This window comes from Chromobacterium sp. Rain0013 (assembly GCF_015291765.1).
Lineage (GTDB): Bacteria > Pseudomonadota > Gammaproteobacteria > Burkholderiales > Chromobacteriaceae > Chromobacterium > Chromobacterium haemolyticum.
On sequence record NZ_CP031514.1, the window covers coordinates 3312379 to 3325747 of the forward strand.

A 13369-nucleotide genomic window follows, 5' to 3' on the forward strand; every position below is an offset into this window, starting at 1 on the left:
GCTTGAACCTTGGACGAGACAGCCCGCACTAATGGCGTACAATCCATCGCATTGGCATGGCCGGCGACCACGCCGCGCGGCGGGACGGTGCCGGCGCGCCCGGACGGCAAGCCTTTGTTTTTGAGCGAAAACCAATGCCCACAAGGCAAAACCGATGCTGAGAGAAACCCTGATCGCCATGCGCGACCTGCCGCGACTGAAGGAAATCAGCGGCATCCTGATCCGTCACGGCCTGGGCGAATTCGCCCAAAGGCTAAAATTACCGCGCGCGGTGGAAAAAGCCGGCCAATGGCTGAACCTCAACCTGCCGGAGCCGGAAAACCGCCCGCCCACCCCGGTGCGGGTGCGTCTCGCCTTCGAAGAACTGGGCCCCACCTTCATCAAACTGGGCCAGATCCTCTCCACCCGCGTGGATGTATTCCCGCCGGACTGGATCGCCGAATTTGAAAAGCTGCAAAACAAGGTGCCGCCGGTGCGTCCGGAAGCGGTACGCCGCCTGGTCAAGACCGCGTTGGGCGACGAGCCTGAAACCGTGTTCGCCCACTTCGATCTCAACCCCATAGGCTCCGCCTCCATCGCCCAAGTGCACCGCGCCACCCTGCACGACGGCACCGACGTGGCGGTCAAGCTGCGCCGCCCCGGCATTGTGGAGAAAGTGGAAGCGGACCTGCGCATCCTCAACCACCTGGCCGGCCTGCTGGAACTGGAGTTCCCCGATGTGCGCCGCTTTCAGCCGGTGGAAATCGTCGGCCAGTTCGCCCGCTCGCTCAAACGGGAGATGGACCTGGCGGTGGAAGCCCGCAACTCGGAGCGCTTCGCCCGCGACTTCGCCGACGATCCGGAAGTGCGGGTACCCAAGGTCTACTGGGACTACACCAACGCCGCCGTCAATGTGCAGGACTACATCGCCGGCGTGCCGGCCGCCCGGCTGGAACAACTGGCCGACAGCGGCCTGGACCCGGTGCTGCTGGCCCAGCGGGGCGCGGACGCGGTATTGAAGATGATCCTGATCCACGGCTTCTTCCACGCGGACCCTCACCCCGGCAACGTTTTCTTCCTGCCCGAGCACCGCATCGCCTTCATCGACTTCGGCATGGTGGGCCGCATCAGCCACGGCCGCCGCGACGAAATCGTCGATCTGCTCGCCGCCGTGGCCAACCGCGACGAAGCCGGCATCATCGACGTGCTGATCGAATGGACCGGCAACACCCCGGTCAACGAGCGCCAATTCGCCCACGATGTGGGCGAATTCCTGTTTCAGTACGAACACGTGCCCCTCAAGGGCATCAACATCAGCCAGCTGATCGCCGACATCATGGCACTGATCCGCGACCACTCCATCCTGCTGCCGCCAGACATGGCCATGCTGTTCAAGGCGCTGATCACACTGGAAGGCCTGGGCCGCCAACTGGACCCGGATTTCCAGCTCATCGCCCACATCACCCCCTTTGTACGCGAGCTTTCCATCGCCCGCTACCACCCGGCGGCCCTGCTCAAACGCGGCCGCCACTCGCTGGGCGAAGCGCTGGCCATGCTCTCAAGCCTGCCGCGAGACCTGATGCGCATGGGCAAGGACATGCGCCACGGCAAATTCCGCGTCAACCTGGACCTGCAGCGGCTGGACAGCTTCGGCCGTCAGCTGGACCGCAGCGCCAACCGGCTGACCATGGGCATCGTCACCGGTTGCCTGATCATCGGTTCCTCCATCGTGATGACCGTCAACGCCGGGCCCAAACTATTCGGACTGCCCTTCTTCGGCTTTGTCGGCTTCATGCTGGCCATGTTCAACAGCGTGTGGCTGGTATGGGCCATCTGGCGCTCCGGCAAGGATTTGTGACATGAAATCAAGCAAGACCACCCTGATCGCGGCCGCGCTGCTTGGCCTCGCCGCCGCCGCCAACGCCGCCGACGTCATCACCCTCAACTGGCGCGACGGCGACGAAGTGGCCGCCGCCCTGCGGCCGCAACTGCGCGAGGGCGAAAAACTGGGCGCGCTGGGCAACCAGCTAATCCTGGACGCCCCGCCCGGCCGCAGCGCGGAACTGCGCAGGCTGATCCGCCAGCTGGACGTTAAATCCTCATCCCTGCTCGTGGAAGTGGCCCAGGATGGCGTGAGCCGAGAAAGCAAATCCGCGGTGCAACTGGGCGGCCAGGTGCAGGGCGGCGGCTACAGCATCAGCACCGGCAAGCCCATGACAGTGCGTCCTGGCAGCCAGGTAGTGATTGCCGGCGGCGCCAGCCAGTCCAACACCCGGCTACAAGCCAGCCAGGCCTTGCGCATGCTGGACGGCAAAACCGGGTTCATCGAGATAGGCAGCAGCCGGCCGCTGCCCTGGCTGATGTTCGGCGCCGACGGCCGGCCGGTAGTGGGCGTGCGCTACCAGGACGCCGTCACCGGCTTCTACGCCCGCCCTCGGCTGCACGGCCAGCGCGTGACGCTGGAACTGGCCGCCAGCCAGCAAGCCTTCAACGGCCAGAACCTGGACAGCGCCAAATTGGCCACCACGGTGGAAGGCGCCGTGGGAGAATGGCTGACCGTGGGGGGCATCGGCCGCGACCAAAGCGGCCAGGAAACCGTACTCATCGGCGTCAGCCGCAGCAATGTGCAGCTGGAGCGCAGCATCAAAGTGAGGGTGACGCCGCAGTAAGAACCCGCTTACGATCTCGCGAACAAGGGCGAGACAAGGCGAAAGAGGATCTCTCTAGCCCAACTGGCCTAACCGGCCGGCGGCAACCAACGCACCCAGTCCGGCATCTCGTCGCGGTCATGCTCGCGGCGCGGGCCACGGCCTGCCCGGTCACCGTCGCGCGTCACCGTGCGCGGAGAATCATAAGCCGACGCCGGCCGCTCTAGTCTCGCTTCCAGCTGGCCGTCCCGCCAGGTCCACACCATCGCGTTCAAACGGTTGCGCTGCTGGCGCGCGCGCCAAACTCCGTCATCCGAGTTGACCGTCATGACCTCACTCTGATTGCAACTGGCGACTAGGGTCCAACTCTTGACCTGATAATCCCGCACACTCAGCAAACGATAGGCCGGCGCGCACTCCGCGTCGTCCGCGCGCAGCAGCACCAGCAAATCTCCACCCTGCTCGCTGGCGTTCATCACCCGCACCTTGCTCCAGCGCTCATCCAAGGGCACCACCAGCTGCCGGTCGTAGAACTTCAGCTCATAACGCCCGGACAAGGCCGACGAGCGCAGCACCAAGTGATTGCCGGCCAGCGGCACGTCCTGATGCACAAAAGACAAAGCCTCCTGCACATCCAGCCTACGGCTGAGCGCGCCGTCCGCGGAGCGTTGCATGGAACAAGCGGACAAGGCCAAAGGCAACAAGACCGACCAGATAAAAACGCGACAACCCGTCATGCCGGCCTTTCTCTGAGCATATTTGCTGAGCGATCGATACTACCATCAAATATTGCATTGCAAGAAAACGCAATGCGAAAGAAACCCAAGCCTTGCCTGTGCGATCCGGCCGGCAATAAAGCGGCCGCGCTTGAGATTACAGGCACCGGGATTGCAGAGCCCGTTCTGCACAGATTCCCTGCTCTTCACCGCAACCGGCCCCATTGCTACGCCCAATTTTCCCTGGGCTGGCTTCTTCCCCCGGCTTGAACAAGTATTGATGCAAAACATCGCGCCGCTGGACGTGTTTGAATGTATTGACCGGCTCAACACCTACGAACTCTCGCTGCAGCAGATCTTGCGTAAAACACTGCCTCAAACTTAATACATGCACAAAGTCGGCCATGGCCGCCTTGCCCATTTCACCCCGCCACCGGCCGGCTGGTTTCAAAACTCGTTACGGCCCGGCTAGTCCGCACGGCAACAGCCTCTCCCTCTGCGAGAGCGATCGCCTCGCGATGGCAATTCCGCAACAAGCCGCGGCTAAAACAAAGCGATCTCAGGCTAAATTTTCGCGGCAAGCGACACATCGGCCAGCCGACGGCTTAACATGGACAAACAATCCATTTTGCATAAATCGACGCCATGCAATGCCGCGTCGGCGAAAACCAAAGTAGCTCTTTTTTATTTGAGGATGATGAATATGCGCACTATATGCGTGGGCTTGTCCGCTTTGCTAGCGGCTCAATTCGCAATGGCGGACCCGATACCGGAAGAAAACGGCTTCTCCGGCAGCATCGGCCTGGGCGTGGGCGGCAACCGCGTCAAATCCAACCTTTTCAAAGGGGACAAAAACCAAAGAACCAACAGCCTGAACAGCGCGCCGGAATCCCACAACGACAGCTTCGCGCTGCCAGTGCTGAGCCTTAGCTACACCCTCGCCGCCAGCCGCACCCAGATCGTGTTCGACAGCCAAATCCACGACCCGCTGGGCATGGACGACACGCTGGAGCTGGGCGTGCGCCAGCAAGTGGGCAACAACGGCATCGTCTCCGCCGGCCTGCTCTACGGCGGCCTCAGCAAGAACACCTGGACCGACCCCTATGCCGTGGGCGTGGACCGCGACGGCACCAAGCGCAAATCCACCGGCGTGTTGCTGGGCTGGGAAAACATCATGGGCACCGGCTTCAAAGCCCAGCTTACCCAACGCAACATCAAGATAGACGACGAGCGCAGCGGCCAGAGCGTGGCCGGCCTCAGCGCGGCGGACCGCGCCACGCTGAACCGCAACGGCGACGCCACCTTGCTGAAAGCGGGCTATGAATGGGCATTCGCCCCCAATCAAACGCTGACCCCCGGCCTGACATGGGGCAAGGACAAGCTGGACGGCGGCGCGATGAGCAACAAGAGCTACGGCTTGAGCCTGGACTACGCCTACAGCAGCGACCTCAACACCTTCACCGCCAGCCTGCTCTACCGCCAGCAACGCTTCGACCAGGCCAACCCGCTGTTCAGCAATAAAAAAGCCGATAGCAAGGCCTACGCCGTCGATGTCGGCTATCTGCGCCACCAGTTGTTCGACTACAAGGCGCTGTCCGCCTTCGTCAGCGCCGCCTACGGCAAATCCAACGCCGACATCAGCTTCTACGACGCTGAAATCCGCTCGTTTGGCGTGGGGCTGATTTACTCGTTCTAAGAACGTGTTTACGATCTCGCGAGCTAAGGCGAGACAAGGCGAAAACCGCTGAGAAAGCGTGATGTACAAGTGGTACATGAGCATTTCGAAGTGATTTTCAACGCTGTATCGACGACGCGCAGCAGATCGTAAACCGGTTCTAAAACCATCGCGCGCCCCTGGCTGTTCAAGGGGCGCGACATGGCGGCTCCAGCCTTACTCCGTCATCAGCCGATAAAACGGCTCCTCGCGCAAGGCCTGGCTTTGCGCATCGCCGCCCTCCCGGCCGCTGCGCAATTCATTGCGGTAGCTGGCATAACGCCAGTTTTCCGGACGAACATCGGACTCCGGATGCTGCCCCGGCTCAATCCCGTGCTCGGACAAGGTCGTTTCCAGGCGTTCCACAAACTGACGCACCTGGCTCAAACCTTGTGCGCTGTACTGGGAGTCCGCGCCATCCGGCTTCACATACAAGGTCAACTGCGCGCCGGCGCCGACTCTGGCCTCCGGCTCCACGCGCGCCATATCCGTCACTTTCCATTTATCAATCGGGCTGGACTCCGAAAACAATAGCCCAGACAAAGCCTGAAACGCCTGCGGCACCAAGTCCCGCTGCACGCTGAGATGGAATTTATCGCCGGCGAATTCGCCCTGATTCTGCGGCTGCTCACGCCTGGCATGCATGAACACATCCTGCCCGCCACTGCTCAACATAAAGCCGTGGCTCATGCAGGCGAAACCGCTTTGCCGCATGCCGGCATAGTCCGGAGCATGCTGGGCCTCGCGAAAATCAGCGGGCGGCATCGCCCGCAGTTGCTGACGCAAGCCTTCCATTGGCGCGAAGATGATCAGCACTGGACGGTGCTGGTGCACTGGCGGCAGGCGCGCCCATATTCAAAGGAGGGAGATTCAGTTTAAGGCCGGGGCGTTGAATGGGCATGGTGGGAGCACACAGGGAAAAGCGCAGACGCGCGACACCAGCACTTTCGCATAGGCTCCGGAGGGCGAGCTTGCAAAAACTGTTCAGTAGCTCACCAACGGCGAATCAAGTGCAATTCACCTCTACGCTCCTGAGACTAGTCTTACACTTCTAGGCTAGAGCAACTAAAAACAACAAAGGGCTGAACCCTTAATGAGAAGTTGCTTTTGGCCCCACCATAAAATATTTCGGCACACAGAAATTCTCCAATCGCATCCTTCTTAATTTCAAAACATGCAACACACTCATACAAACACCTAGACAGCTCACACCCTTGAAGCTCTAAAACCACCTGTATCCAGCCCGCCACTTCACAATAAGAAAAAATAGCAGTGACATTGTTGCCATCCGTGTATTGAAATGCAAAATGTAGGTCTTGCTTGTTTTCAAAAAAGGGGCCAGATCCAAAAAAGGCCAAAAGATCCAGGTCTTCTGGGACCGATCTAATAAACATGCTTTTCCTTTTTTGTATTGCCATTACAAAATTTTAATCACCCTAAGCGCTCAGTGGAAAGTATCTCCCCATTCACTTTACAACCTCACACCCCCACTTCACAACGTCAGGCACGACACCATACAAGCCGGCAATACCGACACCAGCATCTTTATGAATATTAACATGCACATTCCTGTCATCAATACCAAGAATCCAGCTAACCTCATTAGAAGCACAGACGCATTGTTTACAACAACGGGGGCGACACCCAATGCGACAATCCAACTGGCATGGCCGCCAAACGGTCGGCCATAACTAGTAAGATATCCTACCCAAGGATTCTGGCTGCCCCACATCTTACAGAAAAAGTACACTTTTCCTCAACAGGCAACCCTTGCCCCCGATGCCAGCTTATTCATTAAACATCAATTTCTAGCCCATATAAAATACAAGGCTTTGTTTATTTTCAAAAAGTAGGAATTAGTCAAAAACCTAAGCCATCACAAGCTAGAATATCGTGCGCTTATTTTCTCCATATAACGTTCAACCGCCTGCTTATCCTCTACATGCCGCTCCACATAAGCCTTTGAAATACACGACATAGCCATTAAAAATTCAGAAACTTTTAAAGTAGAGCTTTCAAAATCTCCAACAAAAAAAGCAACCTCATCAAAATCTTCTGGAAAGTCCCAGTCTTGATCTAATGAATACCCTAGTCCTTCATGAGCATAGCACCCATGCCCCTCACTTGCACTAGCAAGAAACTGCAAATAGTTCATTTTATTTTCAAACAAAATAGTGCTTAGAACATGATACAAATCCTCCCCCCCCCCGTACCAAAGCCATCCAAGCACTCTCTAACCTCACAAATCCATTGCTTATCAATCTCATTCATGCCAATCTCTTCTTGGCATTATTATAAACACATTATTACATTCTGTTAGCATCACCCAATCTCTCACTTGTTTTATCAAAAACCTCTTTTACGACCCGCTCATCCTCCGGGTGATTTTTTATGTATTTTGCACACGCAACATTAATCAAGCTCAAACAAACGTCTAGACTTACAATCACTTCATCATCATCTCCATCCACCGAGTAACCATAAATAAATTTAACCCCTTCAAATCTATCATCATCGTAAAAACTATCCATAAATGGGAAATGACAATAAGCACCATCCACACTCAAGCCGACTCCATCTGAGATAGATTCAATCGCCTCGATAAATTTGCCATCATTGTACATTCTATCCAAATACGCCAACACAACCCAATTTGTATCGCACTCATCATATGGTTGGCCAAAGAGTTCTACATTCATAAATCACCAACATCCACATATTACATATAAATCAACTAGGCAGTGGATTCCATGGAGACCTAAAGCTTGCAAGACTCTGGTCCGACAACATCTGCGTCAACACAAACTCATGGAACAGTTGAAGCGCCACGAGGATGTCACTGCAAATAGTACGTGCATCCCATTCATGCTCGGCAAAGAATTCTTTGCCGTTGTAAGGCGCATCCTGACTCCCCCACCACTCCAAAAGCTCACTCTTTGGGTCTTCCGAGTTTGTAAGCAAAACAATTCTAAATTTTCCAGCAATAGCTTTAAGATTTATCGAACTAATAAATAATGCTGTCGGCGGCTCTACCTCTATCTCTACAAACCCATCAAATTCATATACTTTTTTAATGACTTCCTCCACTACGCCCCAATTTGGATTCACAACATGATTGGCAGGTGGCGGCATCGATTTATCAAGCGAGCGCATTTTCAAACCAGCCTCATCAAAAGACAATGCCATCACCGCCACTTCCTTTCTCGTTGACTTTTGCTTAAACAGTTAGACAAGCCGGAAAAATGTATCGTTTACTATGAAACTTGCAGCCAGTCACACTCAACCCAAAGCCACGACAACAAGATAGATCAAATATAGGCTTATCAAGAAGACACATTGTCATGACACCATTTTTAAGCAACTCCAAGTAAATAAAAGACCATCCAGATGCAACCTAAATTCACGCCGCCAGCATAGCTAGCACCAACAAGCCCACATAATTCACAGCAAAAAAAACCCGCAGCCGCGGTTTTTTTGCAATGCAGTTCATTCTATACAACACTTAAAGGTCGCGATCCGTTCGTGGCCTTGATGAGCTTACTCCTCAATAAACGAAGTTGGTATGAGCTTTACCATTAGCATCTATAGACAACACAAACTCTTTCCAAGACCCACCAGTATGCTGCCGCATGAGCTCGTGTAGTTCATGTACCAGCTGGGAGGTGCGATCATTTGGATCATTCAAAAACTCAGCCCTACCAACCCCTTGCAAAACATAGGAAAAACTAGAGCCAACAGTCCAGTCTTTTTCCGAACATTCATAATCAAACTCGCAGCGGGCCTCGCTATAACCCTCACTAGCCGACTCATGCACAATCCGAGCCAACTCAGTCAATAATTCCATCTGCCTTTCAATGCTCATAGCCTTCCTAAGTTAAGCTCATTCTTTTACTTTAGGCGTGCGCCTCACACCACCGGGCGGCTTTCAAAACCAGTAACCACCTGATAACTTGCACCAAGCTCCCTTTGCAGCTTCTGCTGCACCATGATACCTACACTCCAAAATGCAGCTTCTTCTTGTTGATAAAAAAAGGCGGAGTTAGCTGGATACTCATCGCAGTCGGTCGACTGATACCAAGCCCCCCAATTTTCCACAGTTACAGTCCTGCCATTTAGCCCAATAAATCACATTACCTAAGATTGCCTTGCTGGTTCATCATTTTCTAAAATATGCAATTCAAACCCTTGGGCCTCCACGTTAATTGAAACTGACGATGAAAAACCGTGGAGACTCCCTTCTAAAATATACTCTTTTAAGTCTTCAGTCACATTGCCTTCGTAGCTTGTGCACATAGGATCCCTCCAAAACAATTTCCCACCTTCACCCTTATGAATCAACGTCACTTGAAAATCGAATTTTCTCACTCCGGTAAATACAAGTTTACAGTGCCCCACATACCCTTCGTCATTTACTCGGGAAAATTCATGATATAGCTCACGGCTAGGAGCCAGCCATTGGTTTACATAAATTTCCGCTGTTGAATCAAAAAATACATGAGCCCCATATTGACAGTTGTAAGTATCTATCTTATCCCAGCAATTTTTGAAAATTTTCACTTGCAATCCTTATGGTTTTTTTACTAACACAACCGACTTCATTGGCGCCGTAAGTACTGAGCCATCCGTTCTCAAGAATGTCATACCTTGAAACTGGGGGAGCAGTGGGCCCTGATACTTAACTGACAAACCTAGTACATCAAGCTGCACCTGCGTCGGCATATTGGTTAAATACTTATTAGCGGGAGTGCCATTAATAATAATTTCTCCTCCGGGCTGAGTGATACGAGCGGCCTCAGGTAAGTAATCCATCATAGAGCCGGTTCCTCCTGCGTTTGGTGGAATAAATAGATTATTCGCAACTACAGTTGCCTGGCTGTTACTGGGAATATTTGGCATCCTCATTGCATTTGACCCAACTGCATTTGGCGTTGTCGGCCCAACTGCCACTGCTCCCGGAACTTTGGCACCTGAAGCATCTGTAAACAATTCAACAGTGCCACCTTGCGTGATCGCAGGTTTTATCCCTGATCCAGGAACAAGTACAGTTCCACTTGGGGTAACCGTATCAACGACCAACGATCCGGACTTTGCAGTACCCTCAGGGGTAATTGCTTTCGGCCCCTTCAACCCTATCAACCAACCAAAATCACCAACCGCAATTTTAACGATATCCAGAACCCCGCCATAACGCACGGCTGCATTACGTATTGCACCTCCGGCCATATCATTGGCGCACTCAACTGTGTTACATGTCAATCGTGCCTGTAGCAAGCTGTTTGCAACCTCAGTAACACACTGACTATCTGCCTTGCAAATTGAGGACACACTAGACATTGCATTATTAAATGCGGTATTGAATGCCTTTTGGTACTCTGGGCTAAAGTTATTTCGCCGATCACTTTCTTGAACTGCAACTTTAATTAAGTCATTTTCACACAATGACTTAGCTGCACCTTGCTTCCCTCCAGACTGAGTTGCAAGCTTTCTTCCCAAAGCATCAATTTCTTTGGGCTTTAGTGTATTGTTCTCTACTTCATTCTTGGCCGTCTGTGCCCCTGCCAGCGCTCCAGCACTATCACCGCCAGCCAGCGAGCCCGCCAGGCTGCCCGCCATCGTCGTCAGCGCGGAAATGGTCTGTTTCTGGGACTCGTTGAGGTCCTCAACTTTTTTCCCAGGGTATAGCTGAGTTAACAGCAATTCTGCCACGATGGGAGCCGCTGCGCCGCCCGCGGCCCCTGCTGCCGCACTCTCGCCCTTGAGCTACGCCAGCGTCGCGCCCAACAAGGCATGCGCCATCACATTGGCTTCTTTGTTGCCGTCGGTCAGGTTTTTAACTACGCCGGCCAGGTAAGGCGCGGCGGCGCCGCTGAGGGCCGCCTGCACATTGCCGCCGGCCAGACCTTGCAACGCCGCGGTGGCGGCTTGCGCCGCTCTTTGGAAGTCGCTGCCGGTGCCCCACTTGTCGTTCAGCTCCTTATATTCTTTGCTGTCCGCATATGCGGGGTTCCGTCGCAACTCCTCGTTCGCCTTCATCATCATCTCAGTGGCGACGATCTGGGTGGCTTGCGCGCCAATCTGTCCAATCAGCTGCGCTTCCTGCAAACGGTTGAGCTCCTTCTCCTTGTCGAAGATCGGGCTCAGGCCGTTGGCGGCATGTTCGGCGTCGCGGCTCAGTTCTTTCAGGTCTTGTTGTTTGCCCTGGTCGCGGACCTTGATCGCGCCTTCGCTGACCGCGGCGTAGGTGGTGGATTCGGCGTGGCCGCTGCTGTTGCCGCCTCCGCCTGGTTGTGCTGATTGCTGAAGCCTAGCGTGCCGGTATCCAGCGTGTTTTTGTCCGCCTTGGCGGTACTGGCGATCACCGCGCCGTCCAGCTGGGTGTGGCGGCCCACCTGGATATCGAAGCCGCCCTGGCCGGCGTAGAGGCCGGTTTGCTGCTGCACGCTGACAAAGTCGCTGTCCGCCTTCTGGCGGCTGCCGCTGATGGAGGCGCTGCCGTTCATGCTGCCGAAGGTGAAGCTGGCGCCGGCGGAGAGATTGCTTTGCTGGCTGTGGTAGTAGTCGCGGTCTTGCTGGCTTTGCAGCGTCAGGTTGCGGCCGATATCCACCACCACTGTCTTGCCGCTGGCTTGCGCGCCGGTCAGGCGGGTATCGCGGCCGCTTTGCAGGTTCAAGGTGTCGCCGGCCCAGTTCAGGCATTTATCCGCATCTGCTCCTTGCCATCGGCCTGGCCCCGGCTTTTATTGGCGGCGAGGTTGAGCATCAGACCATGGCTGCCGATGCAGGCTAGCCGTTCATCTGGTGGAGTCTGAATCAACATGGTGGGCCGCATTGGCACATCGCCTTGGCTATTGCCCCGGAGCGGGCAAATCATAGAACTTGCCCACCCTACTTGCTACAAACTTGCGTAAAGAATGACTTGGGATTGATTGATATCTTCCGCAAGCTGCACACCTTGTCCGACAGCTTTCAACTTTTCCTGCACCCCTTCAAATTTCTTTTCAATGGTACTTACAATATTTCCACTGCCATCATATTTATGCACAAGCACCACGCCTATTTTTTTATCTTTCCATTTAAACCAACCATTGACCGTTTTAAACTTTATCTCCACACGAGAGAAGGGAAGCTCCAACAAAGTCTGCTCTCTCTTTAGATTCATTAGGCCTCCTTGCAAATCAAATATGGCCTTTAGAGGCTTTATGAAACACACTCAACACTCTTTCCAATCCTACGGAGATGCCCTTGTACTTTAGGGGCGCTTTACAATACACATCACTAAAATACGCTTCTTTGCCTGGGCTGAAATTGATACATTTGGTCGTTTTCAACAATATTGATGTAGGGCTCAGAACTTGAGGTGACAAATATTCAGACATAATAAAGGAAGAAAAAAACAACAATGACACCTGTTGCACTTCAAGCATCTTCGATTTTTTCTATACTTCTTATGCCATATTTTGCATTTCCTTAAACGGGAACATCTATGATGGATACTATCAAAACCGAGCCTGCCGTGAAACTTTGCACTGCAAGCCGATGAAAGATCAAATCGAATTGGCAATAAGGACTAAGAGTACTTTACGGGAGTAAGCTAAATTTCTTCATTGAGCGGTTCTTATGGAGAAAGAGGCAATTGTGTTATGCCCGCTTTTGTGCTGCCATTGCCAGTGATTCCTCATACTTCTCATGATCGATAAAGCAAACTGCGCTTGATGCACTCTGACTGTGAACAGCAGGTCTCAAATGTGCAAATATGGCTGCAGCATAAAATGTCTAACAGACCGATTGTAATAACTGCAGACAGTTTGGCATTCACCACAACCTCTTTACAATAGTCAATTTAAAAACACAACCCAATGATTTTAGCAAGATACCGAACTACGACTGACACTCTTGAGCCTTGGTAAATTTTTTACAATATGGGCTATTTATACGAGTTTCCTTACTAGGTGAAATATCCTCTACGCTCACTAAACAAGCAGGAGGAGCGGGTATTTTTCCACAAATCACTTTCTCAACCCCATAGCTGCCCCTGATAATTTTTTTTGTATAACCGGCATTCCTTATACATTTTTCAACGATAACTTTTTGATTTTCATTCAAATAAAAACCTAGCTCTCTAGATTGAAATGTATAGCTGTTATTTACATTCTCTGGCGATGCTCCACCACACTCAAGGATTACCATTTTGATTTCAAGCAATGTTTTATTGGGGGCCTCCCATACTTCGTAGGAGTATGGCAATGGTTGGAAGCTTGCCCTGATACTACATCCAGCTAAAAGAGTTAAAGCCACCAATCTAAAAAACATAG

At 53.2% G+C, this 13369-nt stretch carries 19 protein-coding genes; 4 read left to right on the plus strand and 15 right to left on the minus strand.

Annotated elements, in window-relative coordinates; all coding sequences use genetic code 11:
- Positions 1 to 154: 154 nt before the first annotated feature.
- Positions 155 to 1837: an AarF/ABC1/UbiB kinase family protein gene (locus DXT74_RS15320; RefSeq protein ID WP_114152500.1), complete on the plus strand. Its 1683-nt coding sequence runs from the start codon at positions 155 to 157 to the stop codon at positions 1835 to 1837.
- 1 nt (position 1838) lies between these two features.
- A complete protein-coding gene (locus DXT74_RS15325) occupies positions 1839 to 2648 on the plus strand; it encodes a hypothetical protein (protein WP_081555876.1) in 810 nt (269 codons plus the stop codon).
- A 68-nt stretch (positions 2649 to 2716) separates the two neighbouring features.
- On the opposite strand, the gene DXT74_RS15330 is transcribed toward DXT74_RS15325, so the two are convergent.
- Positions 2717 to 3301, minus strand: a complete 585-nt coding sequence (locus tag DXT74_RS15330) for a hypothetical protein (protein WP_194426393.1) — start codon at positions 3299 to 3301, stop codon at positions 2717 to 2719.
- Between the two features lie 214 nt (positions 3302 to 3515).
- Here DXT74_RS15330 and DXT74_RS15335 point away from each other — a divergent pair, with 214 nt between their 5' ends.
- Together DXT74_RS15335 and DXT74_RS15340 are read left to right on the plus strand one after the other, a co-directional pair.
- Positions 3516 to 3728, plus strand: coding sequence for a hypothetical protein (locus DXT74_RS15335; protein ID WP_194426394.1), 213 nt, complete (start codon positions 3516 to 3518; stop codon positions 3726 to 3728).
- A gap of 318 nt (positions 3729 to 4046) precedes the next feature.
- Complete coding sequence (locus DXT74_RS15340) at positions 4047 to 5039, plus strand: DUF2860 family protein (protein ID WP_194426395.1); 993 nt, start codon at positions 4047 to 4049, stop codon at positions 5037 to 5039.
- Between the two features lie 195 nt (positions 5040 to 5234).
- On the opposite strand, the gene DXT74_RS15345 is transcribed toward DXT74_RS15340, so the two are convergent.
- The 14 genes from DXT74_RS15345 to DXT74_RS15400 all read right to left on the minus strand — a co-directional run bounded on the left by DXT74_RS15345 (position 5235) and on the right by DXT74_RS15400 (position 13367).
- On the minus strand, positions 5235 to 5873 hold the full coding sequence (locus tag DXT74_RS15345; RefSeq protein WP_304489168.1) for a type III secretion system effector phosphothreonine lyase: 639 nt from the start codon (positions 5871 to 5873) through the stop codon (positions 5235 to 5237).
- Positions 5874 to 6100: 227 nt separating this feature from the next.
- Positions 6101 to 6451: a hypothetical protein gene (locus tag DXT74_RS15350; RefSeq protein WP_194426396.1), complete on the minus strand. Its 351-nt coding sequence runs from the start codon at positions 6449 to 6451 to the stop codon at positions 6101 to 6103.
- A 482-nt stretch (positions 6452 to 6933) separates the two neighbouring features.
- On the minus strand, positions 6934 to 7212 hold the full coding sequence (locus tag DXT74_RS15355) for a hypothetical protein (RefSeq protein WP_162897060.1): 279 nt from the start codon (positions 7210 to 7212) through the stop codon (positions 6934 to 6936).
- Positions 7213 to 7363: 151 nt separating this feature from the next.
- Positions 7364 to 7756 (minus strand): ribonuclease toxin immunity protein CdiI, encoded by a 393-nt coding sequence (gene cdiI / locus DXT74_RS15360; RefSeq protein WP_194426397.1) that lies wholly within the window; start codon positions 7754 to 7756, stop codon positions 7364 to 7366.
- Positions 7757 to 7787: 31 nt separating this feature from the next.
- The gene (locus tag DXT74_RS15365; RefSeq protein ID WP_194426398.1) at positions 7788 to 8243 is read right to left on the minus strand and encodes a hypothetical protein; all 456 of its coding nucleotides are present in this window, start codon (positions 8241 to 8243) and stop codon (positions 7788 to 7790) included.
- 358 nt (positions 8244 to 8601) lie between these two features.
- Positions 8602 to 8901 carry a hypothetical protein gene (locus DXT74_RS15370; RefSeq protein ID WP_043593101.1) on the minus strand — a complete coding sequence of 100 codons (300 nt, stop codon included), beginning with the start codon at positions 8899 to 8901 and terminating at the stop codon, positions 8602 to 8604.
- A gap of 62 nt (positions 8902 to 8963) precedes the next feature.
- Positions 8964 to 9152 carry a hypothetical protein gene (locus DXT74_RS15375; RefSeq protein ID WP_194426399.1) on the minus strand — a complete coding sequence of 63 codons (189 nt, stop codon included), beginning with the start codon at positions 9150 to 9152 and terminating at the stop codon, positions 8964 to 8966.
- 39 nt (positions 9153 to 9191) lie between these two features.
- The gene (locus DXT74_RS15380; protein WP_081950458.1) at positions 9192 to 9614 is read right to left on the minus strand and encodes a hypothetical protein; all 423 of its coding nucleotides are present in this window, start codon (positions 9612 to 9614) and stop codon (positions 9192 to 9194) included.
- A 9-nt stretch (positions 9615 to 9623) separates the two neighbouring features.
- Positions 9624 to 10763, minus strand: coding sequence for a VENN motif pre-toxin domain-containing protein (locus DXT74_RS23150; protein WP_304489169.1), 1140 nt, complete (start codon positions 10761 to 10763; stop codon positions 9624 to 9626).
- Positions 10764 to 10817: 54 nt separating this feature from the next.
- On the minus strand, positions 10818 to 11159 hold the full coding sequence (locus tag DXT74_RS23155) for a hypothetical protein (RefSeq protein ID WP_304489170.1): 342 nt from the start codon (positions 11157 to 11159) through the stop codon (positions 10818 to 10820).
- Positions 11160 to 11236: 77 nt separating this feature from the next.
- Positions 11237 to 11728, minus strand: coding sequence for a hemagglutinin repeat-containing protein (locus DXT74_RS23160; protein ID WP_304489171.1), 492 nt, complete (start codon positions 11726 to 11728; stop codon positions 11237 to 11239).
- 17 nt (positions 11729 to 11745) lie between these two features.
- Positions 11746 to 11874 (minus strand): hypothetical protein, encoded by a 129-nt coding sequence (locus DXT74_RS23060; RefSeq protein WP_255524769.1) that lies wholly within the window; start codon positions 11872 to 11874, stop codon positions 11746 to 11748.
- A gap of 75 nt (positions 11875 to 11949) precedes the next feature.
- Positions 11950 to 12216: a hypothetical protein gene (locus DXT74_RS15395; RefSeq protein ID WP_194426400.1), complete on the minus strand. Its 267-nt coding sequence runs from the start codon at positions 12214 to 12216 to the stop codon at positions 11950 to 11952.
- 719 nt (positions 12217 to 12935) lie between these two features.
- The gene (locus DXT74_RS15400) at positions 12936 to 13367 is read right to left on the minus strand and encodes a hypothetical protein (RefSeq protein ID WP_194426401.1); all 432 of its coding nucleotides are present in this window, start codon (positions 13365 to 13367) and stop codon (positions 12936 to 12938) included.
- Positions 13368 to 13369: the final 2 nt, after the last annotated feature.